Below are 23,668 nucleotides of genomic sequence, written 5' to 3' on the forward strand. Positions count from 1 at the left end.
AACCCGGTGCCCGAGGTCAGGGCTGGACTTCGCTGATGCCGTCGCGGTGGCGCTGGGCCAGTTCGGCGTAGAAGCCGGGGTTGAGTTTGACCCAGCCCTCGGCCTGAGTGCCCTCGATGGACTTCTTGACCTCGGCTGGGGCGCCCGCGGCGAGTACGCCCGCCGGGATCTTGGCATGCGGCGGAACCAGCGAATGTGCGGCGATCATTGTGCCCGCGCCGATTTCGGCCAGGTCCAGGACCGTGGTGCCATTGCCGACAATGGCCTCGGCGCCGACCGACGCGCCATGGAAGACGACACTGTGTGCGATGGTCGCGCCCGGACCGATTTCCATCGGCACATCCGGCGGCACGTGCAGGACCGCATTGTCCTGGACATTGGCGCTTTCCCGAATGGTGATCGGCGCTAGGTCCGCGCGCAGCACCGCGCCGTACCAGATGGAGGCGCCTGCCTCGACGCGCACGTCACCGATCAGGGTCGCGGTGGGTGCGATGAACGCCGTCGGATCGACCTGGGGCCGTTTGCCTTCGAATTCGTAAAGTGGCACAGGGTCACGGTAACCCAGTGGTGCCTCACCACCGCTCGGCGAAGGCCAGGGTGCGTTCGGCGGCGGTGACCATGGGACGCAGTACCGAGGTGAACCGTTGTGCGGTGACCGGCATGATGTCGACGTCGACCCCGGTGCGCACCGTGTATCTGCCGTCACCGACCACATCGATCCAGCACAGCACTCCGAACGGACGCAGCTCGCCGTCGGGCCGTCGCACCGACACCACGATCTGGCCGATACCGTCGCGAGATTGCCGCAGTAGCTTGCGAATTCGCGTGGGCGTCGCGGGTCCGGCCACCGGTACGGTCACCAGATCCCGGCTGTCCTCACTGACCCGGGCCAGGGGCGCGGTCAGCTGTGCCATTGTGCCGGGCGTATTCTCCGGCAGCACCGAAATCACCCGTGCAGATAGGTTTTTCACCCGATCGACGAACAGTCGGATATCGCCGCCACGGTCTGCGCTCGCACCCGAGCGCTGTGCCGCGACCACCGCGATATCCCCGGCGATCGCACCGAGTACGCGCACCGGACGCGTCTCGGCGGCGATATCCGGCGCGGCGGTGACCGGGTCGCTCTGCCCGAGCAGACCCGTCGGTTCGATCGCCTCGTCGTGCCCGGAGCCCGATCGGTCACCAGTACTTCCCGGTTCCTGCGCGGCGGCATCGCGCTGCCCGAAGACCTCGATGCGCACAGCGGGGCGGGCCAGCACGCGCAGTGCCCCTTCCAGGTCCGCGTCGAGAGTTTGCTCGCACCAACGGTTCAGGGCGGGCAGTTGGGCGTCGCGTTCCGAGGTATCGCGAGCCGAGAGGCGCACGGCGAGGGGATAGGGCATGCGGTCGCCGTCGGTGCGGGCCCAGGCCATGGCGAACTGGTCCGGGGTCAGCGTCCAGTTCACTCCAGTTCGGTCCATTCGCCGACGACCGGTGGTGTCGTCGGATCCATATCGCCGATCAGCTCACCGCCGTCGTCGGCCGGTTCCAGGAAGGTCAGATCGTCGTCGAAGAAGTGGTAATCGTCGTCGTAGTCGTCCTCATCGCGGGCCTGAGCCGCGCGCACGGCGGCCGCGCCGGTGCTCAGGCCGGAGCGTGGGGTCTCGCCCGCGACCATGGCACCGCCCATGAGTCCGCCGACCGCACCCGCGCCGACGCCGTTGATCGCGTCGCCACTGGTATCGCGTTTGCGCTCATCGCGTTTGCGTTCGTCGTCCGAGCTGGCGGTGCCCGCGCCGGGGACCGTCGGAGCGACCACCGGCGCGGCCGCGGCGGCGACCACCGGTGCGCCGGTTCCGGGGCGAATGCTTCGATCGGGTGCGGCCGTTGGCGCAGTGGCCGCGGTGGTGGCCGCGGCTGGGGAATCCGCGATCGGCACAACGGGTTTGGCTGCGGCGGGGGTGGTGCTGTCGGTGGTGGCCGCCGGGGTGATGGCGGTCGGTGTCGTCGCGGGTGGGGTCGTCGCCGCGGCGGGTTCGACGGTGGTGTGCGATGTGGTCGTCACCGGAGCGATCGCCGAAACCGTTGGGGTGGTGGAGGTTTGTGTTCCGGTGTCCAGGCTGGTCGTCGCGGGAACCTGCGCGGCGGGCGTGGTGTCGGGCGTCGGTGCCGTATCGCCGGTCACCGCATCGGGGAAGGCGGGGATGCCGGATCCCGTGGGGATGAAGACCTTGGTGTAGATGGTGTCCATCGCCTGCACCACGTCCTGGCGGGTGCCATCGGCGGACTTCTGGATGGCGGTGTTCTCGGTGGCGCGTGTCGGATCCAGCAGCGCGCCAGCGAGATCCGGTGTGGTGTCGGACGGCGCGACGACGGCGCCGCGCAATGCCTCGGCGGCATCGCCGGCCTGGCCGAGCCGCTGACCGACGGCGGCCATCACATCGGCGAGTTGCTGTCCCTGCCTTTCGAATTCGCGCACCGCGTCGACGGCCGAGTCCGCCGCGGCACCGCGCCAGCCATCGGCGATCGCGGCCCGAATTTCGGTATGCGCCTGCTCGACCGCGCTGGCGAGGCCGGTCGAACTGCCCTGCCACGCCTGCTGTCCGCCCGCGAGCACGACCGGATTCATCAGTTGCACACCGTCGTGGATCTGCTGATGGGACAGGTTGTCGAAGATCTCGACGGTCCGGGTGTAGTCGGGGTCGACGTACTTGATGGGCGTCTTCTCACCGGTGTGCGGCATCTTACGCATGCGCCGCTCCCGCCACCTCGACCTGACCGACCGCCGATGCGAGATCCTCATCGGCTCGGCTGTACGCCGCTCCGGCCGCGCGGAAGGTCTGTGCGAGTGCCCTTGCGGCATTGGCGTATTCGCGCAACCGGGTCATCGCGCCCTCGGCCTTGTTCTCGAAGCCGCTGCGCAATGCCGCACCCGAATCGAATCCGCCGAAGCCGGGTAATGAAGCGGCCCCGCTCAATACGGCGATCTGGGCCTCGACCTCATCGGCGAGTTGTTCGTAGCGCTCGGCGCAGTGTTCGTGTGCGCCCTCGCCGACCAGTACGCCATCGATCCAGAGCTGGCCATCGTCGATCGCCTGATTCAGCGCAGTCACATCCGACATCTCGCCGCCCCCTTCCTCGTCGTGCTGCCCGCGCAGCCGTGATCAACTCACCGATGTCGTGCCAACCCCACGACGACACCCTGCATCCAGTCCGCGATGTCGGCAGCGACCCGCGCGTGCACCGGCTCGTGCAACAGGTCGTGCCCGGCGTCGGCGTACTCCCGCAAACTTACCCAATCGTGGCGTCGAGTCCAGACCCTCATCGCATCGATCGGAGCCCGCCGGTCCTCGACGCCGTGCACGGCGAGGATCGGCAGGGTGGTCGGCAACGGTGTGCCGGGTGCGCCGGGCACACCGCCGCCGAGCGCGCGCTCGGGCACGCCGGACAAGACCAGCCCGGCCAACCCGCTCGGCGGCAGGCTCGGCCGGAGCGGATACTTCGCCTCCAGCCCGCTCAGATCGTCGGCCGCACCGGCGCGATTCGGCACCGCCGCGCCGAGAATGCCGAGGGTGGTGACCGCGCCGAGCGAGTGGCCCATCAGCATCAGCGGAGTGTCCGGGAGTTCGGCGCGAACCAGGTCGATCAGCCGCAGCGCGTCGGCGACCAATTCCACCAGCGTGCCCGGATTGCCCGGATCACCCTCGCTCAATCCGTGTCCCGAGGTGTCCAGCGCCCACACTTCGATGCCGACCGACGTCGGTGTCCGAGCGAAGCGGTGGTAGTGGCCACTGTGCTGCCCCATTCCGGGCAACAACACCACCACCGCGGCCCTGTTCTCGACCGGCCACCGCCGATAGTGCATTCGGCCGCGCGCGCCGTCGAAGAAAGGCATCCGTGGATACTGCCAAACCTTCTGCGATCCAGTCGAGTTCATGACATAACTCGCATGCACGGCATAAGCGGCAAAGGTGACTAGACTGCCGGGCAAGTCAACGGGTCGGGCAGCAGAGTCGAGGTTCGCGTTGAAGAAGCTCCGTCGAGCAGGTGCTCGGGTATGGCCGGTTGCCGCTGTGCTCACCTTGGGCTGCGCGGGTATCGGTGTACCCAGCTTCCGTGTGCCCAGTGCGGTGGCAGAGCCGGTTGCGGTGGCCGTGTGCTCGTCCGCCCAGGCGGCCACCGCGGTGCCCGCCGGTCTGCCCATACTCGACTGGTCGGAGAATGTGGGGTACGACGCGCAGGGCAATCTGTGGGTGTCGCGGCTGTATCGCAATGAGGTGCAGCGCTACGACGGTGCCGGACGGTTGACCGCGACGGTGCCGGTCGAATTTCCCGGCGCGGTCCGGCTCGGGCCGGACGGACTGCTCTATGTCGTCTACGGCGACTCGCCGACGAGCGTTTTGCGCCCCGGTGGTGTGGTGCGTTTCGATCCCAGCGATCCCCGACCGGCGGTACTCGCCTCCGGGTTCACCATGCCCAACGGTGCCGCCTTCGATGCGAAGGGCAATCTGTACGTCGCCTCCAGTGTCGGTGTGATCCGGATCGGTCCGGATGGCGTCGTCGACGCGGACTGGACGGCGCGGGCGAAGTTCACCGGCGCCAATGGCATTGTGGTGCGAGATGATTCGATCTATCTCAGCATGAACGGCAATCCGCTCGGCCGCATCGTGCGCTTCCCGATCGAAGATCCGGGCGCCGTGACGGTGATCGCCGATGTGGCCGTGTCGCCCGGGATCCCGGACTTCGCCGATGACTTCCTCATCGACGATGCGGGCGTGCTCTATGTGACCACATTGACCGGTCAGCTGGTTCGAATCGATCCGAGCACGAATACCGCATGCGCGGTGCTGACCGGCCAGCCACTGACATCGGTGGTCGCCGTGCCGGGCCATCCCGATGAACTCTTGGCCGGGACGGAGGGCGGCGCGATCCTTCGGATTCGGCTGTCGCACTGACCGACCGGTTCACCCGACCGGTGTCCACGGCGGCGCGGGATGCTCCGCGCCCGGCCCCGGCCGCACCTCGATGTCATGCGGCCGCAACTCCGCGCCACAGCATTCGCACACCACCTTGGCGTGGGTGACCTTGCCGCAGGTCTGATGCACCAATTCGGTGGGCGCGCCGTTGATCAGGCCGGTGTGCTTCTCGCCCCACGCCAGGATCGCCGCGATGACGGGATACAGGTCGATACCGGCCGAGGTCAGGCGGTATTCGTGCAGTGTGCGCGACGGTCCGGAGGCGTATTCGCGGCGCTCCAGGATGCCGTAGTCGACTAGTCGGTTGAGCCGCTCGGTCAGGATATTGCGCGCGATACCGGTCTTGCGCTGATAGTCCTCGAAGGTGCGGGCGCGGAAGTAGGCGGCGCGCAGGATCGCGATCACCCAGCGCTCGCCGAGTACGGCGCCGGAGCGCTCGATCGCACAGTTACTCGCCAGCAGATCGTCGTGTTTCATTGATTCCACGATAGCCGTTGCAATTCGCAACTACGTCGCCTAGGTTCTAGTTGCATGTTGCAACGACGCACATTGGCGCTGCTGGCCATCTGTGGGAGCGCGTTCCTCGCCTTCCTGGACACCTCGATCGTCAATGTGAGCTTTCCGGATATCGCGGCGTCCTTCCCGCAGGCCTCTCGTGCGCAGCTGAGCTGGGTACTCGACGCGTACTTCATCGCCATGGCCGCACTGCTGGTCCCGGCCGGTGGACTCGCCGACCGGCTCGGTCACAAGCGTCTGTTGCTCTGGGGCACCGGCCTTTTCGTGCTCACCTCGATCGCCTGCGCGGCAGCGCCGAACTGGCAGCTGCTCGTTGGCGCACGCTCGTTGCAGGGGGTGGCCGCGGCCATTATCGCGCCGGTCTCGCTCGCCCTGCTGCTGCCCGAATTCCCGAATGAGCGGCGTGCCGCGGCGGTGGGCATCTGGGGCGCGGCCGCGGCGCTGGCCGCTGGAACCGGACCGCCGCTGGGCGGATTCCTCGTCGAGATCGCTGACTGGCGCTGGATCTTCCTGATCAACATTCCGGTCGGGCTGCTGATCATCGTGGTGGGCCGGGCCGGACTCCGTGAGACCAAGGAGGACGGCGCGACGGGGCTGCCCGATCTGCTCGGCGCGGCACTATCCGCGGCCGGACTCGGACTCCTGGCGCTGGCGATCATTCAGGGCGGCAGTTGGGGCTGGCGCAGCCTCGACACCATCGCCTGTTTCCTTGCCGCCGCCGTGCTCATCGCCTGGCTGGTGCGCCGCTGCCTGGTGCATCCGCAGCCGGTGGTCGAGCCCGCCCTGATGCGCATCCCGAGCTTCGCCATCGGCAATCTCGGCACCCTGCTGTTCGCCCTCGCCTTCTTCTCGATGATCCTCGGCAATATCCTTTTCCTCACGGGCGTATGGCAATACAGCATCCTGAAAGCCGGTTCGGCCGTGCTGCCCGGACCGCTGCTGACAACGGTGGTCGCCATTCCCGCTGGCCGCATCGCCGACCGCTTCGGCCATCGCATGGTGATCGTCCCCGGCACCATCGTGTACGCCGTCGGCCTGCTCGTGCTGCGCAGTAGTGGAGCCGAACCCGACTTCCTCACCACCTGGCTCCCCGGACAGTCCCTGGTCGGCATCGGTATCGGACTGGCCTTCCCGGCGCTCGGCGCGGCCTCGGTCGCGGATGTTCCGGCGGATCGCTACGGATCGGCGAGTGCTGTCGGGGCTGCCTTCCGCCAGTTCGGCGCGGTATTGGGCACCGCGCTGCTGATCGCCATTATCGGCACCCCGACCACGTTGTCTGCCGCCCTGGATGCTTCCGACCGGGCCTTCTTTCTCGGTATCGCGGCCGCTCTCGCCGCGGGCCTGGTGGCGTTGGCGCTACGCCCGGTCCGCGCGCCCGCCCTGTCTGTCGCCGCCGTGCACCCTACCGCCCCGACCGAACCGGTGACACCATGAGCAATCACACCGAAATTCTCACCACCGCAACGGAATCCCTGCTGTCCGCCATCCGCGCTACGGTCCGCGCACTGCAAGCGCTGGCACCTTCCGGTCGCCGCCGACTCGCCCTGGAGCTATACGTGGCAGTCAACCGCGCCCTATCCGATCCCGCTCTGCACACCCCGGAGGCCTTCCGCGTCCGCACACCGGAAATCCCTTGGGAACTCTGGCATTACGTCCCAGCCGACCCTCGGGTGTGATCACTCCTCGATGAGGTCGGCGGGCGCGGCCTGCCGCCACGAGTCCAGCAGGATATCGCGCAATTCGTTGCTGTCTTCGAGTGCGGACAGCCGGGCTCGGACCCACGAGGACGAGGCCTCGTGCGGCGGAACCCAGAATTTGTGCGGTTCGGCGGCGATGAGTTCGGTGCGGTCGTGTTTGGGGCAGCGGACCGCGAACGAGGTCTGATCGTCGGGGAGGGTGACGAACATCTTGCCCGCCACATCGAAGGTCGGATGGTGCCAGCGTTCCTTCTCCACGGTCTTGGGAAAGGACAACGCGATGCGGCGCACGTCGTCAGCGTCGAGCACGATTCGGGCCTCCGGTTCGGAAATCGGACCTCTATCGTGCAACACCGCGACCGTGGGTGATCCGGCTAGGTGAGGGCGTTGGTGATGCGGCTCGCGAGCATGCGCAGCCGGTCGGCCAGCACGGGCGGTTCGTGCACCTGGAAGTCCGCGCCGAGATCGATGAGCCGGCACGCCAGCCAGGTCGGATCGTCGTCGCGGGTGACGTCCAGCAGACAGGAATCGTCATCGATCGCGGCGATATCGCCGGGCGAATCGCCGAGGCGGCCCACGACACGGCTTACCGGAGCCTGGATGGTGACGCGGACGCGGAACGACGGTGTGCCCCAATTGGTCCGGCGGCCAGCGACATAGGCGGCCGGATCCGCGGCGGGCAGCGATCGCGGAGTGCAGCGGGCGCCGGTGGGCTGGGGCCGTTCGATACGGTCGACCCGGAAGATGCGCCAGTCGTCGCGGTCCATATCGTGGCCGACGAGGTACCAGCGGCGCCGGGACGGGACGAGGCCGACGGGTTCGATGTGACGACGGGTTTCCGCGCCGGATTCGCCTCGGTACCCGAAACGCACACGCTCCCTATTGGTTACGGCCGCGGCCAGCGTCGTCAGTACCTCCGGATCGACGGCGGGGCCATCGTCGGTGGGCGGCACGAGTGCGGTGCCGAGCACCCGCACCCGGCGGCGCAATTTCGCGGGCAGCACCTGTTCCAACTTGGCGAGTGCGCGGACCGAGGCCTCCTCGATGCCCGCAATGGCCGATCCGGCGGCGGCGCGCAGTCCGACCGCGATGGCGACCGCCTCCTCATCGTCGACCAGCAGCGGTGGCATCGCGGCACCGGCCACCAGTCGATAGCCGCCGCTCGCGCCCATCGTCGCCTCGACCGGATAGCCGAGTTCGCGCAGGCGCTCGATATCGCGGCGCACGGTGCGGTCGGTGACGCCGAGGCGGTCGGCGAGTTCGCTGCCCGGCCATTCACGTGGTGTCTGCAGCAGTGACAGCAGACGCAGCAGGCGGGCGGGGGTGTCGTTCATGATTTTCAGGATTCTAGACAACTAGGACATAGATGGTCCTAGATGCCTCCTAACGTATTCGTTGTACCGAGATCAGCAAGGAGATACAGATGAATGCAGCAGTGCGTAGCGATTCCGTGCGGGGCGGCGGTCGGGCGACGGATGGGCATGCAGCGCCCAGCGATTCGATCCGCGGTGGCGATCAGGTGACCGGTGGGCACGCCATTCGCCCGTTCCGCATCGACATTCCGCAGGCCGATGTCGACGATCTGATCGATCGGCTGGCGCGCATCCGCTGGTCGGCACAGCTGCCAGGGCGGGGCTGGGAGCGTGGTGTTCCGGTCGCGTATCTGAAGGAACTGGCCGAGTACTGGCGCACCGGGTACGACTGGCGCGCGCAAGAGGCGGCGTTGAACGAGTTCCCGCAGTTCATCACCGAAATCGACGGTCTGGATGTGCATTTCCTGCATGTGCGTTCACCCGAGCCGGATGCGCTGCCGCTGATCCTGACCCACGGCTGGCCCAATTCATTTGTCGAATTCACCAAAACCATTGGCCCGCTGACGAATCCGCGCGCATACGGGCTGGATCCGGCGCAGGCATTCCATGTCGTCGTCCCGTCGGTTCCCGGTTTCGCCTTCTCCGAAGGGCCGCGGGATACCGGGATGACCGTGCGCCGGGTGGCCGAGATGTGGGTCGAGCTGATGGACCGGCTCGGCTACACCAGCTATGGCGTCCAGGGCGGCGACCTCGGGGCTTATGTGTCACCCGAAATGGCTCTCGTCGCACCGGATCGCGTGGTCGGTGTGCATATCGACGGCGGCATCGGCATGCCGACCGAGGCCGATGTGCCGACCATGACGCCGGACGAACGCGCCGAATGGGATCAGATGCAGGGCTGGATGAGCGGCGGCGTGAACCACCACACGCTACTGCGCGCCGCGCCACAGACTTTCGCGCACGCCTGGACCGACTCCCCGGTCGGCCTGCTCGCCTGGCTGATGCAGAAGTTCAACGAATTCACCCCGCTGGCCGAACTGGCCGAGGACGTCATGGACCGCGACCACCTGCTGACCAATATCAGCCTGTACTGGTTCACCCATACCGCTGGCACCTCGTCCTGGCCGATGTACGACGGCCTCGGCGACGGCGGATTCGTCTGGCCCACCGGCCAAAAGCTGGTGCCGACCGGCGTCTACGCGGGTGGCTCGGCACTCATGCGGCGACTCGCCGAGCGCGACAACATCATCGCGCACTGGCCCAAGGGCAATACCGGAAACCATTTCGTACCAATGGAACTGCCGGATATGCACGTGGCCGACGTTCGCGCATTCTTCGGCAAGATTCGCTGAGCGATCGGCTGATCTGGGCGCCCAGTTGAGCTGAGCATCCAGTCGGGGTGAGTGTCCGGTAGAGCCGGTGTTCTGTCGGGCTGGGCTGGACGTTCGGCTCGGACGGGCTGGGGCGGTCAGTTGTTCTGGTGTGCGATCTCGGTGCGTGCTACTGGCCCTGCCTGGTTTGGGGCGGCGGGGGCGACGGGTACCTGGGCGCCGTCGGGGGCGGGGAGCGCCTGCGGCTTATCGGCTGCGCCAGCGGCGGGGGGCGGTGCTGGGGCATCGGGTGCCGGGGGCGGCGGCGCCACCACTGGACGGTCCGGCACGTAGAACATTCCGACCGTCGGTGTCATCACACAGTGCGCGAACGGGTAGTCGATGATGCCCCACATCGAGGCGATGATCGTGCCGGGACCGCTGGCCACGGTCTTGGACAGGGTCGGGCCGTATTCGGTCCGGTCGTCGAGGGGGCTGAGTCCGCTCGCGCCGGTATTGACGTTCAGCCAGGCCACGACCAGGCCCGAAGCCAGCGGCGAGCCCGAATGCGCGGGTGTCGCACTGAACCGCAGAGTGCCCGGCAGCGGGTCGACCGCGCCGTTGGGGGTGGCGCCGTCGGTGGAACCGGCCGCGATGATCGTGGTGACGGGGCCGGTGCTGCCGCAGCCGAAGGTCGGCGCGGCATAGGCGAACGGGGTGAAAGCTGCCGAGACATTGCGCAATTCGGCGATATCCACCAGCTTGGTGAACTGGTTGAGCGCGCCGACACCCGCCTGCGCGGCCGGATCGGGTCCGGCGGCGGTGGTGAGCTGTTCGAGTCCGGTGTCGATGGGTGAGGGCTCGGCGACCGCCGTGCCGGTGAGGGCCACAACCGCTCCGACGCCGAGAGATGTCACTGCCGCGGCGGCACGTGCGATGGATCTGCCGTTCACTCGTTCTCCTCGATACCGAACACGGGGATAGCCCCGACCCACGTGCAGCAACGTACCAGTTCGCCGCTACCGCCGCCCAAGGAGTCGCGATCCCCGGGGCTGGCCGCCGGCCGAATCGCGACACGGTGGCGGTACCTGCGCGACCTACCTCTGTGACCCACTCGGCAGTGCGAGATTACCGGGGGGTAGGTTTGACGCGGATGTACGAGACACACCGGGAGATGTGTATGAAACTAAGTCTGACGCCCGACGAGGTGAGCTTCCGCGACGAACTGCGGAACTTCTACCGGACCGAGATTCCCGCCGACATCCGTGACCGCGTCAAATACGGTCACGAGCTGACTCGCGAGGACATCGTCACGGCACACAAAATCCTCAACGACCACGGTCTGGCCGTGCCGAACTGGCCGGTCGAGTGGGGCGGGAAGGACTGGACGCCGATTCAGCGCCACATCTGGCAGGACGAGATGCAGCTGGCCTCGGTGCCCGAGCCGCTGACGTTCAATGCCCAGATGGTCGGCCCGGTGATCGCTCATTTCGGTTCGCAGGAGATCAAGGAACGCTTCCTGCCGCCGACGGCCGCGCTGGATATCTGGTGGTGCCAGGGCTTCTCCGAACCCGACGCCGGATCCGATCTGGCCTCGCTGCGCACCACCGCGGTGCGCGACGGTGACTCCTACATCGTCAACGGCCAGAAGATCTGGACCACGCTCGGTCAGTACGCCGACTGGATCTTCTGCCTGGTCCGCACCGATCCGAGCGCGAAGAAGCAGGCGGGCATCTCCTTCCTGCTGTTCGACGTGAAGTCTCCCGGTGTCACGATCCGCCCGATCAAGCTCATCGACGGCGGTTACGAGGTCAACGAGGTCTTCTTCGAGAATGTGCGGGTGCCCGCCGATCAGCTGGTCGGCGAGGAGAACCAGGGCTGGACCTACGCCAAGTTCCTGCTCGGCAACGAGCGCACCGGCATCACCGGTGTCGGCCGCACCAAGGTCAAACTCGGTGTCGCCAAGGAGTATGCGCGCCAGACCAAGTCGGGGGCCGGCACGCTGCTCGAGGATCCGCTGTTCGCCGCCCGGTTCGCGGAACTGGAGAACGAACTGCTCGCACTGGAACTCACCCAGCTGCGCGTGGTCTCGAATTCCTCGGACGGTAAGCCGAATCCGGCCTCGTCGGTGCTCAAGCTGCGCGGTTCCGAACTCCAGCAGGCCGCCACCGAACTGCTACTCGATATCGCTGGCCCGGACGCTCTCCCGGTCGATGCCGCCGACATCGCCTCGCCCGGTTGGGCGCAGCGCAGCGGCCCCAGCTACCTGAACTACCGCAAGACCACCATCTACGGAGGCTCCAGCGAGGTGCAGCGCACCATCATCGCCTCCACGATCCTCGGATTGTGAGGCACCGCCATGGATTTCGAACTCACCGATGAACAGGTCATGCTGCGCGACACGGTTCGCGACCTGCTGGCCCGCAACTATGATCCCGAGACCCGCCTGAAGGTCACCGACACCGAACTCGGCTGGAGCCGCGATGTCTGGAACCAGCTGGCCGAACTCGGCGTGCTCGGCCTGAGCTTCACCGAAGAGGACGGCGGCATGGGCGCCGGTCCGGTGGAGACGATGGTCGTACTCGAGGAGATCGGGCGTCGGCTCGCACCGGAGCCGCTGGTGGACGCGGTGCTGGTGCCGGGTGGCCTGGTCGCGCAGGTCGGCAGTGCCGAACAGCGGCAGCGGATTCTGCCCGAGGTCGCCGGCGGCACCAAGCTGCTGGCATTCGCGCATGCCGAACCCGGCATCCGTTGGCCGTCCACCGAACTCACGACCACCGCTGTGCAGCAGGGGGATTCGTGGGTGCTGACGGGTCTGAAGAATCCGGTTCCGCACGGTGACAGCGCCGATGAACTGGTGGTCAGCGCGGTGCTGCCCAGTGGCGGCACCGGGCTGTTCCTGGTCGGTCCGGATGCCGCCGGTGTGCAGCGCAAGCCGTTTCGGACGGTCGACGGTCAGCGCGGTGCGCAGATCGCATTCGACAAGGCCCCAGGCGAATTGCTCGGTGACACTATCGACGCCGCCGAGGCGGTGCAGGTGGCCATCGGCTATGCGCAGGCCGCGCTCTGTGCGGAGTCCATCGGTGCGATGGAGGAGGCGCTGCGGCTGACGACGGACTACCTGAAGACGCGCAAGCAGTTCGGCGTCACGCTGTCGAAGTTCCAGACGCTGACCCAGCGGGCGGCGAATATGTACGTCTCGCTGGAACTGGCGCGCAGCATGAGCCTCTACGCCAACGCCGCACTCGCCGACGGCGCCAACGATCCAGTGGTCGCGTCGCGGGCGCGGCTGCAGGTGGGCCGCTCGGCTCGGCACATCGGCCAGGAGGCGATCCAGATGCACGGCGGTATCGGTGTGACCGCGGAGTATCCGGTGAGCCACTACGTCGCCCGCCTCACCGCGATCGAGCGCACGCTCGGCGGTGGGCTCGAGCATCTGCGCGTGCTCAGCGCCAGGGTCGGTGATTACGACCTGCCGGAGCTGTAGAAGCGCGGTAACTCCGAACGGCGGCGTATGCGGTTGCATGCGCCGCCGTTTCGCTTATCCGTCGGAGTCGCCGTACAAACCCGGGGCGGTCGCCGGGCGGCGCGTCGTGGTCGGCGGCTCTTCGGCCGGCTCGACGACGGCCGGACGCTGGGTGATGGTCGGCGCCGACTCGAATTCGGTTGTGGCGATCGGCGGCGAACCGGTTGGCGCGGAGGAGGTCTGCGACGACCGAGGCGTCAACTCGGGTGAGGTCGAGGGATCGGTGAATCCGACCGGCTTGCGCGGCGGTCCGGGCGGCGCGACCTGCCAGCTCGGCGACGGCGGGATGTACACCTTCGGCACCGCCGAGGTGGTACCGGCGCGCACGACCGGGGCCGCGTCGTTCGCGGATTTGATCGGTGGGGGTGCGACGTAGGTATCGTGCTTACCGAGCCCGCAGGCGCCGATAAGTACGAGCCCGAGAGAGACCGCGCCCACGGCGATCGCCGGACCCGCGATCTTGGCCCTGCTGCTCTCCATCGGTGACACTCCTCGTAGTTCGAGTGGGGCTCACAATAATCGAGGCCGGTCGCCCCGGCCAGATGAGAAGACGCTGGGCACATGCGACGCCAGCGCATATTAAACATCGTTAATTCAGATATCGAATTGATCTCTTCGGCGTGTCGCGGGCACGTGTCGTAGTCGAACCACGTCCCGTGGCCGTAGCGTGTGTGATCAAAGTTACGCGTGAGACGCCAGTACCTAGATGAGAGACGCGCGGTGCAATTTGCGCGAGGGCAATACTCTGATCGGCGTCATCGAGGAGTTGATGATGGGAGCTTACTCGACAACTCCGTTGCGAGCCTCCGGCGCGGCCGACGAATCGGCGGCCACGGAAAACTCGCAGCAAGTCGTGTCGAACCCGCCAGAACGCACGTTGTCCGCGCTCCTGTCGCGAATAGCGGCCTGGCTGATTTTCGTCGGCGGCATCGTCGGAGCAGTACTCGGCATCGCCGGACTGCATGTCGAAATCACCGTCGCCGGACTGATTCTCGCGTGCACCGCCGGATTGGTCCTGCTCAAGCTGCGCGCCGACGGAGCGAGTCGAACCGGCTGAAGCGGACGTCGCCGCGGCGCGCTGGCGTGGGAAAATCGCGAGCGGGCAGGGCTTTCGGGCTCTAGCGTGTTTCGGTATGAGGATCGAGATCACCGCCGATGCCGCGCGGTACCGGGCGGTCACCGAGGCCTTGCTGCTGCGTGATCCACTGCGGCACACGGTGATCACCACGGCCATCGCCAATCACCTCGCCGGCATGCAGGCCGATGCCGAACGGTCGCGGTTCCTGTCCGTGCACGATGACGAGGCGGCGGTGATCGGCGCCGCCATGCGCGCGGCCGGACGCGGGGTGTATCTCGGTGAGTTGCCCGCGGGAAGTGTTGCGGCCGTTGCCGATGCGATGGCCGAGGTCGCGCGCGATGTGGGTGGGGTCGAAGGTGCGATCGACGATGCCACCGAATTCGCCCAGCGCTGGGGGTGCCGACACGGCGTGGATTTCGTCGAGGCGTATTCCACCCGCCTCTACCGGCTCGCCGAACTGAGTTTCCCCGAGACCGCCGGAACACCCCGGCGTGCAACCGAATCCGATGTGGCGCTGTGCGTCGGCTGGACCGAGGCCATGCGGGTGGAATCCGGGATGCCATCGCCGACCCTGAACGCCATCGCCGTCCGGAACCGGATCGCGACCGGACGCTGGTGGCTGTGGGAACGCGACGGCCGTCCCGTCTCCCTTGCCGCGCATCAGATTCCGGTTTTCGGGTGGTCCAGGATCGGCCCGGTCTACACCCCGCCCGAGGAGCGCGGACACGGCTACGCCAGCATCCTCACCGCCCATGTGGCCCGCACCCTGCGCTGGCAGGGGCTGAACGTCTGCCTGTTCGCCGATCTCGCCAACCCCACCTCGAACAAGATCTACCGCGCCATCGGTTTCGAGCCCGTCCGCGATTTCCGCCACTACCAGTTCACCCCGCCCCCCACCGAGCGGTAAAGCGGTCCGCGCCGTCGGCTCTGGCCAACTCCCTCTGCCACGACTGATCGCCACTTGGTGCCGCACAAGCATTGGAGACCTCACAGAGCGTATATAGCTTGTGCGGCATTCACATTGCGTGTGCAGCGGCACTGGTTACCGGGTGATGACCCATTCGAAGGCGGGGGCTTTGGAGCGGGCGCCTTCGGCGGTGCGGGAGCGGTTGGGTTCGCCCAGTTCGGTGAGTAGGGCTTCGGTGAGGGTGACCAGTTCGGCCAGGACGGGTGGGGTGAACCAAGTGGGGCGGGTGGCGAAGAGGATGTCCTCGGTGGAGGTGTTGCCGCTGGCGCCGGGGGCGAAGGGGCAGCCGCCGAGGCCGCCGAGGGAGCCGTCCACCATGGTGGCACCGGCCTGCAGGGCGGCGAGGGTGTTCGCGACGCCCATGCCCCAGGTGTCGTGACCGTGGAAGACGATGCGGCGGTGCGGCGTTCGGTCGCGTACGGCCGAGATCAGTGCCGATACCTGGGTCGGGTGGGCTTGGCCGAGGGTGTCGGCGATGACGATATCGGTGGCGCCCTCGGTGCGCGGGTCGTTGGCGATGGCCAGGACGCGCTCCGGGTCGACGGGGCCGTCGAACGGGCAGGTGAAGCTGGTGGCGAGGCAGAGTTGGATTTCGCCGCCCGCCGCCTCGGCCAGGCGGACCGCGTCCGGCATGGCGGCGACGCTGTCCTCGGTGCTGCGGCCGATATTGGCCTTATTGTGCGCGTCCGAGGCGGAGAAGCAGTATTGGAAGTTGCGCACGCCGGCGGCGGCGGCCTTCTCGATATGGCGCGGCGTCGCCACCCAGACCCAACAGCGTTGCAGCTCCTCCGGAGTCAGTGCGGCAATGAGCTCCATGGTGTTGGCCATCGGCGGCACCAGATCGGCGCGGGCCATCGAGCCGATCTCCAACGCGGGCACGCCGAGGGCGAGCAGGCGGCGCACGATCTCCACCTTGCGCTCGACCGGCAGCACCTTTCCGGTCAGCTGCAATCCGTCGCGCAGCGTCACATCGCGCAGGATGGAGTCGGGCCCGCCCGTCGCGCGATCATCGCCCCTCGTCGAATCGCTGCGCGTTGCGGAGCTCATCACTCTTCCTCCTGCGCATCCCGAACCGGCGGCGCCTGACGCACATGGGGTGGGACGCACATCACGCCACCGCACGGCTTTTCGTTGCTGGCCGGGGTGGGGTGGATCGTCGGGCGCGCGTGGCCGGGCGCAGAAATTTCGCGCGCGTTGCGCCCCGGCGGCCGACGTCTGCCGTAAACCCGTCGCGTCATGCCGCCTCCACCGCCTCGATACCGGCGCGCATCACGCCTCCAGCCCGTCGATATCGGCCTCGCTCATGCCGAGCAGTTCCGAAAGCACCTCGCGAGTGTGCGCACCCAGATCCGGGCCGACAGTGCGAATGGGCAGCGACTTCTCGCCGATCACCGGCACGATGCCGGGGAAGCCGACCGTCTTCGGCTGCGGCGCACCGACATCCACCGGGAACGGCTGAATCATATTGCGCGCCCGGTACTGCTCGTCGGCGACGATATCGGCGGCGGTGTAGATGGGGCCGCAGGGGATGGCCGCCGCCTCCAGGATCTTCAGCGCCTCGTCGCGGGTGTGCCGCGCCGTCCATTCGGCGATGCCCGCGTCGAGCCGCTCGCGGTTGCGCCAGCGTCCGGCATTGTCCTGCAGCTCCGGATCGGCGGCCAGGTCCGGGCGGCCGATCACCTCCATATAGCGCTGGAAGATGGCGTCACCGTTGCCGCCGATAATGATGCTCGCGCCGTCACTGGTCGGGTAGGCATTGCTCGGTGCGATGCCCTCCATCCGGCCGCCGACGCGCTCGCGGTTGATGCCGTACGCGAGATAGTCGGGGACCAGCGATTCCATCACCGACAGAATCGCCTCGTTCAAAGCCACATCGATAACGCGTTCACCGAGCGGAATCGATGCGGTCGTACGCTCGCGCTGGAACAGCGCCATGACCGTCCCGAAGGCCGCGTAGATCCCCGCGATCGAATCGCCGATGGATACACCGACCCGTACCGGCGGCCGATCCGGATCGCCGACGAGTTCCCGCAGACCGCCAACGGCCTCCGCGACCGCGGCGAAACCGGGGCGTGCGGCCAGCGGCCCGGTTTGCCCGTAGGCGGAGATCCGGGTGATCACCAGATCCGGATTGACCTCATTGAGCACCTCGGGGCCGAGACCCCACTTCTCGAGCATGCCCGGACGGAAGTTCTCCAGCAGCACGTCGCAGTGCCGCAGCAGGTCCAGCACGATGCCGCGGCCCGCCTCGGTGCGCAGATCCAGCGTGATCGACTTCTTGTTCCGGTTGATGGTGCGGTACAGCATCGAGGTATCGCCGCCGTAGAGCCGCCAATTGCGCAGCTCGTCTCCGGCCTTCGGCCGCTCCACTTTGATCACCTCGGCACCGAAATCGCCGAGGATGCGACCAGCGGTCGGCGCGGCGATGTAATTGCCGAGTTCCAGGACGCGAACCCCGTCCAGCGGGCTGATGCTCATGGGTTCAGTCTGTACTATGGCGCCGCTGGCGACTGCCTGCAGGTCGGTCGAAGGGGCCAGCCCGGCAGCGGCCCGACCTCGTGCTCGGCCACCGCCCGGTATGTGGACCGCACGGCCCCTCAACTGCCGCAGCACAATCGGCAGGACTGCGGCAGCCGTGCGGTCGCCGTCACGATGCGAGCGGCGAGACTTCCTCGATGATCGAGTAGTGCTCGGCATTGCCGTGGCGCACCGTGCTCTTGATGCCGTCGACACCGACCGGGATATCGCCGGCGAGGGTGATCCGGGTCAGCTTGCGTGGCTGGTTGTCGTAGTCGTCGATGGCGTAGTGCTGGGTGGCGCGGTTGTCCCAGATGGCGACGTCACCGGGCTGCCAGTTCCAGCGGGTGGTGTTCTCCAGCCGGGTCACCCGGTCCTGGAACAGGCGGAACAGGGCCTGGGACTCGCTGGTGGAGACGCCGACGAAATGCTTGACGAAGTGTCCGACCAGCAGGGCCCGCTCGCCGGTCTCCGGGTGCACCCGCACCACCGGATGTTCGGTCTCGTAGAAGTCGGACTGGAACTCGGCGCGGTAGGCCTCGGTGTTCGGGGTGCTGCGGTCGACATTGGTGGCGGCGTAGTCGTAGATATTGGTGTGCACGGCTCGCAGGCTCTCGGCCAGGCGCTTGAGCGGCTCGGGCAGCGACTCGTATGCGGCGACGGTGGATGCCCAGGTGGTGGATCCACCGTAGGACGGCAGCGTGACCGCGCGCAGGATGGAGGCCTTCGGGATCCGGTCGACGAAGGTGACGTCGGTATGCCAGCTATTGGCCCGGCCGTATTCGGAGTCGATGGCCAGGCTCTTGACGCCGTGCGAGGTGACCGTCGGGTGCGGTGTCGTCGGGGTGCCGAGCAGCTGCGCGAACTCGTACTGCCCGTCCTCGGTCAGATGGTCCTGCCCGCGGAAGAAGATGACCTTGTGCTCGACAAGGGCGCGCCGGATCACCTCGACGGTGGCCGCGTCCAGATCGCCACCGAGTCGGACATTGTCGACCTGGGCACCGATACGAGCGCCGAGTTTGGTCACGGTGGCGGTGGATTGGGCGTATTCGACCGTCATAGGGATCACCTTCGCTGGTTGAAATCGGTTGATGCGCGATTGAGCACACCACCGAAATAGGCACGCCAACCAGGGTTTTCGTCGCGGTGATCCCAACGGTACCGACCCCACGCCCGGCTCATTGCGCCATCGCACCGACGTTTCTGCGCTGTCGTTCCCGCCGCCCGGCCCACGGTCCGAGTTGCTGGTGCCGGTCTACCCGCTCTGCCCGACTACCCGCCGGTCTGTTCAGCCCATCGGACGGCCCGGCCGGGGCCGAGGACGGAATCAGCCGACGTGCTCTCGCAGGTAGGCCAGGTCATCGGCGACGCCCTCGGCGGGGGTCTCCAGGATGATCGGAGCGTCCGCGGTGCGGCATACCTCTGCGAGCAGTTGTGGATCGATGGTGCCGTCGGCGAAGTTGGCGTGCCGGTCCGCGCCGGAATTGAACTCGTCGCGTGAGGAATTCAGGTGCACCAGGTCGATGCGGCCGGTGATGGCCTTGATCCGCTCGACGACGCCGACCAGATCCTCACCGCCCGCCCAGGCATGGCAGGTGTCGAGGCAGAAGCCAGCGCCGAAATCGCCGACCGCGTCCCAGAGCCGGGCGATCGAATCGAAATGCCGGGCCATGGCGTGATTGCCGCCCGCGGTGTTCTCGATCAGGATCGGCACCGCGAAGCCGCCCTTGTCCTGCTGGCGTTCGAACAGCTTGCGCCAGTTGTCGATTCCGGTGTCCAGTTCGCTGTCCGAGCGGACATGTCCACCGTGCACGACCAGGCCGAACGCGCCGAGATCGGCGGCAGCCTCGGCCTGCTGCGCGACCGCGTTGCGCGATGGCATGCGCAGGCGGTTGTTCAGGCTGGCCACATTGATCTGATAGGACGAGTGCACCACCACATCGATCGGACTGGCGAGGATCTCCTCGGTCCGCGGATGCGGGGTCGGCTTGTCCCAGCTCTGCGGGTCGACGACGAACAGCTGGATGACATCGGCGCCGAGTTTTTCACCGAAGCCGATCGGATCGCTGTCGAGCCGGACGTGTGCTCCAATGCGCATGGGGCCGAGCCTATCGACTGCCACCGACAACGTCTCCGACACGGCGGTCAAAGGCCCGTCGAAGGCCTGCAGCGGACGGCAACGAACATGTTGCGCAGGGGCCACTCGAACAGATACATCGGTAGGATCCAGGTGCTCGACCCGAATATGGGGGGTGAATCCACTGTGCTGCGAACTGGCGACGTTTTCGCTGGCTACACCATCAAACGTGTACTCGGCCAGGGCGGTATGGGCACCGTATACCTGGCCCAGCATCCACGCCTGCCGCGTTTGACCGCGCTGAAACTGCTGAAGCGCGAACTGTATACCGATGCCGAGATCCGGCGCCGTTTCGAGCGGGAGGCCGATCTGGTCGCCACCCTCGACCATCCGAATATCGTCACCGTCTACGACCGCGGCGCCGAGGATCAACAACTCTGGATCTCGATGCAATTCGTGCCGGGTGCCGATGCCTCCTGCGCGGATGTCAATGTGCTCGCGCCGGGTCGCGCGGTGCAGATCATCGCCGATACCGCGGCCGCCCTGGATTTCGCACACGCCAACGGGGTGCTGCACCGCGATGTGAAACCGGCCAATATCCTGCTGGCCAAGGCGCCGATCGGGCAGCCGGAACGGGTGCTGCTCACCGATTTCGGCATTGCGGGCATGCGCGGCACCGAGTCCACGCTGAGCTCGCCAGGAACCATTACCGCCACCCTGGCCTACGCGGCGCCGGAGCAGCTGACCGGGACGCCGGACTATCTGGCCGATCAGTACTCACTGGCCTGCTCGCTGTTCTGGATGCTGACCGGGGTCGGGCCGTTCCACGGGGCGAATCCCATGGCCGTCATCAACGGACATCTGTACGGGGCGATACCGTCGCTGCGCCGATATCGCCCCGATGTGCCGCCCGGGTTGGACGCGGTGCTGGGGCGGGCCATGGCCAAACAGCCCGCGGACCGGTTCGGCAGCTGTACCGAATTCGCCGTGGCGGCTCGGCGGTCGTTGGTGTCGTTCGGGCCGCACCCGCATACACAGAACGGGAACGGGCAGCGCGGTCCGTATCGCCCACCATCAGGCCACGATTCGCGTACTGGCACCGAACCGCCGCACCATACCGGTCCGCCGCGTAATCCGGTGCCGCCTGGAAGCGCGGGGTCGTCTGGAAGCGCGGTGCCGTCTGGAAACGCGGGGTCGTCTGAAAACGCTGGGTCGTCCGGAGACTCGGTGCGGTCTAGAAACCCGGTGCCCCCCAACACTTCTGAGCGAGTCGGGAGCAGCCGAAGTGCCCGGCCGACGGAGCCGACCAACCGCGGCGCGCCCGAGTCGCCGAGGCCCCCTCAGCCGCGGCTGCCACTGCCGCCGCGACGGTCGGTGCGACCCAATACCATCGCGCTACCCGACATCCCGCGTCGCCCCGGGCGGACCCCGCCGGGCCCCACACCGCGGCCTCCGCCCTAGCAGTGCGTTATCGGCATCGCATGCGATATCTATAAGTCGACGATAACCAGGGCTTAAGCGAATCCTGCTAAGGTTTCGATGTTTTCCGTGGTCAGGTGGTCCTGATCGCGCATTCTTATGCTGTACGCCTGTGCATCGGTGGGTCCCGGTGCGCGGCGGGAAGTGGAGCAGACATGCTGGCCAGCGGTGAGGTATTCGCCGGTTATGTCATCGATCGGCAATTGGGCCGCGGTGGCATGGGTTCGGTGTACCTGGCGAAGCATCCGCGACTGCCGAGGATGACGGCGCTGAAGCTGCTGAATCGGGAGATGTTCTTCGATAAGGAGGTGCGGGCGCGGTTCGAGCGGGAGGCGGATCTGGTCGCGCAGCTCGATCACCCGAATATCGTCACCGTCTACGACCGCGGCCTCGAGGACGAGCAGCTGTGGATCTCGATGCAGTACATCGATGGCATCGACGCCGCATCGGTCGATCCGAAGTCGCTGCCGCCGGAGCGCGCGGTGCAGATCGTCAAGGAGACCGCGGACGCGCTCGACTACGCGCACGGCATGGGCGTGCTGCACCGCGATGTGAAACCCGCGAATATCCTGCTGGCCCGCTCCGGCGGTGGGCGCGGTGAGCGGGTCTATCTGACCGACTTCGGCATCGCGCGCCTGCGCGACGACACCGGGCATCTCACCCAGACCGGCACCTTCACCGCCACCCTCGCCTATGCCTCGCCCGAACAACTGACCGGCGCTTCGCTGGATCACCGCTCGGACCAGTATTCGCTGGCGTGCTCGCTGTTCTGGCTGTTCACCGGGTCCGGTCCGTTTGCGGCGACCAATCCTGCGGCGGTGATCCAGGGGCATTTGCAGGGCACGCCCCCGGCATTGAGCAGTGTCCGTCCCGGCCTGCCGTACCAACTGGACGCGGTACTGGCGAAGGCCATGGCCAAGCGGCCCGATGACCGCTTCGCCTCCTGCTCGGAGTTCGCGCTGGCGGCCAAGCAGGCATTCGCCAACCCGAGCGCCCCGGCGATGCCGGTGGTCGGCGGCCCGCGTCCGGGTACCGGACCGGCGATTCCGGTGACGGGTGCGCCACGGCCGGTCACCGGGCAGCCGATGCCCATGACCGGTACCCCACTGGTGACGAACGGGCCGTACCCGCAGACCGCCGGGCCCTACCCACAGACCAGCGGCCCGTACCCGCAGACAAGCGGCCCGCACACCATGCAGCCACAGCAGTTGGCGCCGACGACCGTCAATCCCGCGCAGGGCGCCCAGCGCCCGCAGCCGGTGCAGACCGCGCCGACGCAGCAGCAATCGCATCCGAGCAATCCCTACAACCAGCAGCCGCACAACCAGCAGCCGCTCGGTTTCGCGACGCCGCCCGGTGCGCCCCGTCCGCCGATGGGCGGAGCTCGCCCGGTCCAACCGCCGCGTAAGTCGAATGTCGGGCTCATCGTGGCGTTGTGCGTCGGTCTGGTCGTGCTCCTGGTGATCGTGCTCGCGATCATCGGCGTGGTGTCCAAAGGTGGTTCGTCGACGACCAGTGGCGGTGGCAGTACCACCTCGTCTTCCTCGTCCAGTGGTGGCGGCGGCTCGGTCGACGCCACGGCGGCCTCGATCAGCAAAGAGTTCCCGCGCATGGTGCCCGCCAGCGATTCGGATTCGGTCGGCTACAACGGCGCGAAATGCAATGCCCACAAGACCGGCGATCTGACCCTGCCCACCCCGGGCACCCCGGACTTCGGGGCCTGGGCCGCGCAGTGGGATTGCTACGGCGGCGGCGACAACGACGACCCGTTCTACACCATCTACGTCTACAAGAACGCCTCCGATGTGCAGAAGGTATTGAGCAATCTGCCCTCGGACGCCACCAAGTCGACCGATACCAATGGCGGAAAGTCCTACACCAACTACAAATTCGTCAATGACGGTCCGAAGATCGTCACCGCCTTCACCGGTGACAGCAAGCGCGCCCAATTCCTGATGTACGCAGATGGTTTGGCGGGTGCACAGGACAAGGTGCTGCGCTGGTGGCGTTCGGCTCCGCTGAACTGATGCCGTCGCACTGACACCGCCGAACCGGGCGCGAGCGAAAAATCGCTCGCGCCCGGGTCTTTTCGGCCCGTACAGTGCACCACATGTTCGGCCACACCATCGCTCTGGAGTCCGCGGTCGCGGGCGCGATGGCGGCTGCCCTGGCAACGTCCGCAGCAGTGACTGCGGCGCACTTCGACGGCGCCCGAAGCTGACCTTCCCCGGGA

The 23,668-nt window shown here is 67.2% G+C and carries 24 protein-coding genes; 10 read left to right on the forward strand and 14 right to left on the reverse strand.

What is annotated here, in order from left to right:
• Window positions 1-16: 16 nt before the first annotated feature.
• The 5 genes from ACQP2D_RS07670 to ACQP2D_RS07690 are packed head-to-tail and all read right to left on the reverse strand — an operon-like array spanning window position 17 to window position 3,874.
• Window positions 17-547 carry a gamma carbonic anhydrase family protein gene (locus ACQP2D_RS07670; protein ID WP_433683007.1) on the reverse strand — a complete coding sequence of 177 codons (531 nt, stop codon included), beginning with the start codon at window positions 545-547 and terminating at the stop codon, window positions 17-19.
• A gap of 25 nt (window positions 548-572) precedes the next feature.
• Window positions 573-1,460 (reverse strand): ESX secretion-associated protein EspG, encoded by an 888-nt coding sequence (locus ACQP2D_RS07675; protein ID WP_433683008.1) that lies wholly within the window; start codon window positions 1,458-1,460, stop codon window positions 573-575.
• A complete protein-coding gene (locus ACQP2D_RS07680) occupies window positions 1,442-2,731 on the reverse strand; it encodes a PPE domain-containing protein (protein ID WP_433683009.1) in 1,290 nt (429 codons plus the stop codon). Before ACQP2D_RS07680 ends, ACQP2D_RS07675 begins: the two co-directional genes overlap by 19 nt.
• Entirely contained in the window at window positions 2,724-3,101 is a 378-nt protein-coding gene (locus tag ACQP2D_RS07685) for a hypothetical protein (protein ID WP_433683010.1), read from the reverse strand. Before ACQP2D_RS07685 ends, ACQP2D_RS07680 begins: the two co-directional genes overlap by 8 nt.
• A gap of 47 nt (window positions 3,102-3,148) precedes the next feature.
• Window positions 3,149-3,874 carry an alpha/beta hydrolase gene (locus ACQP2D_RS07690; RefSeq protein ID WP_433683011.1) on the reverse strand — a complete coding sequence of 242 codons (726 nt, stop codon included), beginning with the start codon at window positions 3,872-3,874 and terminating at the stop codon, window positions 3,149-3,151.
• Between the two features lie 130 nt (window positions 3,875-4,004).
• Between ACQP2D_RS07690 and ACQP2D_RS07695 the strand changes: the two genes are divergently transcribed.
• The gene (locus ACQP2D_RS07695; protein WP_433683012.1) at window positions 4,005-4,934 is read left to right on the forward strand and encodes an SMP-30/gluconolactonase/LRE family protein; all 930 of its coding nucleotides are present in this window, start codon (window positions 4,005-4,007) and stop codon (window positions 4,932-4,934) included.
• A gap of 9 nt (window positions 4,935-4,943) precedes the next feature.
• On the opposite strand, the gene ACQP2D_RS07700 is transcribed toward ACQP2D_RS07695, so the two are convergent.
• The gene (locus ACQP2D_RS07700; protein ID WP_433683014.1) at window positions 4,944-5,432 is read right to left on the reverse strand and encodes a winged helix-turn-helix transcriptional regulator; all 489 of its coding nucleotides are present in this window, start codon (window positions 5,430-5,432) and stop codon (window positions 4,944-4,946) included.
• A 54-nt stretch (window positions 5,433-5,486) separates the two neighbouring features.
• Here ACQP2D_RS07700 and ACQP2D_RS07705 point away from each other — a divergent pair, with 54 nt between their 5' ends.
• Together ACQP2D_RS07705 and ACQP2D_RS07710 are read left to right on the forward strand one after the other, a co-directional pair.
• Window positions 5,487-6,905: an MFS transporter gene (locus ACQP2D_RS07705; RefSeq protein ID WP_433683015.1), complete on the forward strand. Its 1,419-nt coding sequence runs from the start codon at window positions 5,487-5,489 to the stop codon at window positions 6,903-6,905.
• Complete coding sequence (locus ACQP2D_RS07710) at window positions 6,902-7,147, forward strand: hypothetical protein (RefSeq protein WP_433683016.1); 246 nt, start codon at window positions 6,902-6,904, stop codon at window positions 7,145-7,147. The genes ACQP2D_RS07705 and ACQP2D_RS07710 overlap by 4 nt, the downstream gene beginning before the upstream one ends.
• On the opposite strand, the gene ACQP2D_RS07715 is transcribed toward ACQP2D_RS07710, so the two are convergent.
• Together ACQP2D_RS07715 and ACQP2D_RS07720 are read right to left on the reverse strand one after the other, a co-directional pair.
• On the reverse strand, window positions 7,148-7,519 hold the full coding sequence (locus tag ACQP2D_RS07715) for an MmcQ/YjbR family DNA-binding protein (RefSeq protein WP_433683017.1): 372 nt from the start codon (window positions 7,517-7,519) through the stop codon (window positions 7,148-7,150). It abuts the gene before it with no gap.
• Window positions 7,520-7,542: 23 nt separating this feature from the next.
• Window positions 7,543-8,502 carry a helix-turn-helix transcriptional regulator gene (locus tag ACQP2D_RS07720; RefSeq protein WP_433683018.1) on the reverse strand — a complete coding sequence of 320 codons (960 nt, stop codon included), beginning with the start codon at window positions 8,500-8,502 and terminating at the stop codon, window positions 7,543-7,545.
• A gap of 89 nt (window positions 8,503-8,591) precedes the next feature.
• On the opposite strand from ACQP2D_RS07720, the gene ACQP2D_RS07725 reads away from it, so the two are divergent.
• Window positions 8,592-9,833: an epoxide hydrolase family protein gene (locus tag ACQP2D_RS07725; protein ID WP_433683019.1), complete on the forward strand. Its 1,242-nt coding sequence runs from the start codon at window positions 8,592-8,594 to the stop codon at window positions 9,831-9,833.
• Between the two features lie 116 nt (window positions 9,834-9,949).
• On the opposite strand, the gene ACQP2D_RS07730 is transcribed toward ACQP2D_RS07725, so the two are convergent.
• Window positions 9,950-10,744, reverse strand: coding sequence for a hypothetical protein (locus ACQP2D_RS07730; protein ID WP_433683020.1), 795 nt, complete (start codon window positions 10,742-10,744; stop codon window positions 9,950-9,952).
• A gap of 227 nt (window positions 10,745-10,971) precedes the next feature.
• On the opposite strand from ACQP2D_RS07730, the gene ACQP2D_RS07735 reads away from it, so the two are divergent.
• Window positions 10,972-12,141 carry an acyl-CoA dehydrogenase family protein gene (locus tag ACQP2D_RS07735; protein ID WP_433683021.1) on the forward strand — a complete coding sequence of 390 codons (1,170 nt, stop codon included), beginning with the start codon at window positions 10,972-10,974 and terminating at the stop codon, window positions 12,139-12,141.
• A gap of 9 nt (window positions 12,142-12,150) precedes the next feature.
• Entirely contained in the window at window positions 12,151-13,278 is a 1,128-nt protein-coding gene (locus ACQP2D_RS07740; RefSeq protein WP_433683022.1) for an acyl-CoA dehydrogenase family protein, read from the forward strand.
• A gap of 54 nt (window positions 13,279-13,332) precedes the next feature.
• Here ACQP2D_RS07740 and ACQP2D_RS07745 read toward each other — a convergent pair whose 3' ends face one another.
• On the reverse strand, window positions 13,333-13,797 hold the full coding sequence (locus tag ACQP2D_RS07745; RefSeq protein ID WP_433683023.1) for a hypothetical protein: 465 nt from the start codon (window positions 13,795-13,797) through the stop codon (window positions 13,333-13,335).
• A 226-nt stretch (window positions 13,798-14,023) separates the two neighbouring features.
• On the opposite strand from ACQP2D_RS07745, the gene ACQP2D_RS07750 reads away from it, so the two are divergent.
• Window positions 14,024-14,374, forward strand: a complete 351-nt coding sequence (locus ACQP2D_RS07750) for a hypothetical protein (protein WP_433683024.1) — start codon at window positions 14,024-14,026, stop codon at window positions 14,372-14,374.
• 76 nt (window positions 14,375-14,450) lie between these two features.
• The gene (locus ACQP2D_RS07755) at window positions 14,451-15,302 is read left to right on the forward strand and encodes a GNAT family N-acetyltransferase (RefSeq protein WP_433683025.1); all 852 of its coding nucleotides are present in this window, start codon (window positions 14,451-14,453) and stop codon (window positions 15,300-15,302) included.
• Window positions 15,303-15,437: 135 nt separating this feature from the next.
• On the opposite strand, the gene ACQP2D_RS07760 is transcribed toward ACQP2D_RS07755, so the two are convergent.
• From ACQP2D_RS07760 to ACQP2D_RS07775, 4 genes are all read right to left on the reverse strand, one after another.
• Window positions 15,438-16,409: a hydroxymethylglutaryl-CoA lyase gene (locus ACQP2D_RS07760; RefSeq protein WP_433683026.1), complete on the reverse strand. Its 972-nt coding sequence runs from the start codon at window positions 16,407-16,409 to the stop codon at window positions 15,438-15,440.
• A gap of 222 nt (window positions 16,410-16,631) precedes the next feature.
• A complete protein-coding gene (locus ACQP2D_RS07765) occupies window positions 16,632-17,840 on the reverse strand; it encodes a CaiB/BaiF CoA transferase family protein (protein ID WP_433683027.1) in 1,209 nt (402 codons plus the stop codon).
• A gap of 169 nt (window positions 17,841-18,009) precedes the next feature.
• Window positions 18,010-18,939: a TauD/TfdA dioxygenase family protein gene (locus tag ACQP2D_RS07770; RefSeq protein ID WP_433683028.1), complete on the reverse strand. Its 930-nt coding sequence runs from the start codon at window positions 18,937-18,939 to the stop codon at window positions 18,010-18,012.
• A gap of 267 nt (window positions 18,940-19,206) precedes the next feature.
• Window positions 19,207-19,977 carry a deoxyribonuclease IV gene (locus ACQP2D_RS07775; protein ID WP_433683029.1) on the reverse strand — a complete coding sequence of 257 codons (771 nt, stop codon included), beginning with the start codon at window positions 19,975-19,977 and terminating at the stop codon, window positions 19,207-19,209.
• Window positions 19,978-20,142: 165 nt separating this feature from the next.
• Here ACQP2D_RS07775 and ACQP2D_RS07780 point away from each other — a divergent pair, with 165 nt between their 5' ends.
• On the forward strand, window positions 20,143-21,417 hold the full coding sequence (locus ACQP2D_RS07780; protein ID WP_433683030.1) for a protein kinase domain-containing protein: 1,275 nt from the start codon (window positions 20,143-20,145) through the stop codon (window positions 21,415-21,417).
• A 173-nt stretch (window positions 21,418-21,590) separates the two neighbouring features.
• Entirely contained in the window at window positions 21,591-23,462 is a 1,872-nt protein-coding gene (locus tag ACQP2D_RS07785) for a protein kinase domain-containing protein (RefSeq protein WP_433683031.1), read from the forward strand.
• Window positions 23,463-23,668: the final 206 nt, after the last annotated feature.

The sequence above is a fragment of the Nocardia sp. CA-119907 genome, assembly GCF_050955995.1.
Taxonomy (GTDB): domain Bacteria; phylum Actinomycetota; class Actinomycetes; order Mycobacteriales; family Mycobacteriaceae; genus Nocardia.

Bases quoted from the DNA above. Each gene is read 5' to 3' on its own strand.
- ACQP2D_RS07675 (WP_433683008.1), bottom strand. From the start codon at position 1,460: ATGGACCGAACTGGAGTGAACTGGACGCTGACCCCGGACCAGTTCGCC.
- ACQP2D_RS07680 (WP_433683009.1), bottom strand. From the start codon at position 2,731: ATGCGTAAGATGCCGCACACCGGTGAGAAGACGCCCATCAAGTACGTC.
- ACQP2D_RS07685 (WP_433683010.1), bottom strand. From the start codon at position 3,101: ATGTCGGATGTGACTGCGCTGAATCAGGCGATCGACGATGGCCAGCTC.
- ACQP2D_RS07690 (WP_433683011.1), bottom strand. From the start codon at position 3,874: ATGCCTTTCTTCGACGGCGCGCGCGGCCGAATGCACTATCGGCGGTGG.
- ACQP2D_RS07700 (WP_433683014.1), bottom strand. From the start codon at position 5,432: ATGAAACACGACGATCTGCTGGCGAGTAACTGTGCGATCGAGCGCTCC.
- ACQP2D_RS07705 (WP_433683015.1), top strand. From the start codon at position 5,487: ATGTTGCAACGACGCACATTGGCGCTGCTGGCCATCTGTGGGAGCGCG.
- ACQP2D_RS07710 (WP_433683016.1), top strand. From the start codon at position 6,902: ATGAGCAATCACACCGAAATTCTCACCACCGCAACGGAATCCCTGCTG.
- ACQP2D_RS07720 (WP_433683018.1), bottom strand. From the start codon at position 8,502: ATGAACGACACCCCCGCCCGCCTGCTGCGTCTGCTGTCACTGCTGCAG.
- ACQP2D_RS07725 (WP_433683019.1), top strand. From the start codon at position 8,592: ATGAATGCAGCAGTGCGTAGCGATTCCGTGCGGGGCGGCGGTCGGGCG.
- ACQP2D_RS07735 (WP_433683021.1), top strand. From the start codon at position 10,972: ATGAAACTAAGTCTGACGCCCGACGAGGTGAGCTTCCGCGACGAACTG.
- ACQP2D_RS07740 (WP_433683022.1), top strand. From the start codon at position 12,151: ATGGATTTCGAACTCACCGATGAACAGGTCATGCTGCGCGACACGGTT.
- ACQP2D_RS07745 (WP_433683023.1), bottom strand. From the start codon at position 13,797: ATGGAGAGCAGCAGGGCCAAGATCGCGGGTCCGGCGATCGCCGTGGGC.
- ACQP2D_RS07750 (WP_433683024.1), top strand. From the start codon at position 14,024: ATGAGAGACGCGCGGTGCAATTTGCGCGAGGGCAATACTCTGATCGGC.
- ACQP2D_RS07755 (WP_433683025.1), top strand. From the start codon at position 14,451: ATGAGGATCGAGATCACCGCCGATGCCGCGCGGTACCGGGCGGTCACC.
- ACQP2D_RS07760 (WP_433683026.1), bottom strand. From the start codon at position 16,409: ATGAGCTCCGCAACGCGCAGCGATTCGACGAGGGGCGATGATCGCGCG.
- ACQP2D_RS07765 (WP_433683027.1), bottom strand. From the start codon at position 17,840: ATGAGCATCAGCCCGCTGGACGGGGTTCGCGTCCTGGAACTCGGCAAT.
- ACQP2D_RS07770 (WP_433683028.1), bottom strand. From the start codon at position 18,939: ATGACGGTCGAATACGCCCAATCCACCGCCACCGTGACCAAACTCGGC.
- ACQP2D_RS07775 (WP_433683029.1), bottom strand. From the start codon at position 19,977: ATGCGCATTGGAGCACACGTCCGGCTCGACAGCGATCCGATCGGCTTC.
- ACQP2D_RS07785 (WP_433683031.1), top strand. From the start codon at position 21,591: ATGCTGGCCAGCGGTGAGGTATTCGCCGGTTATGTCATCGATCGGCAA.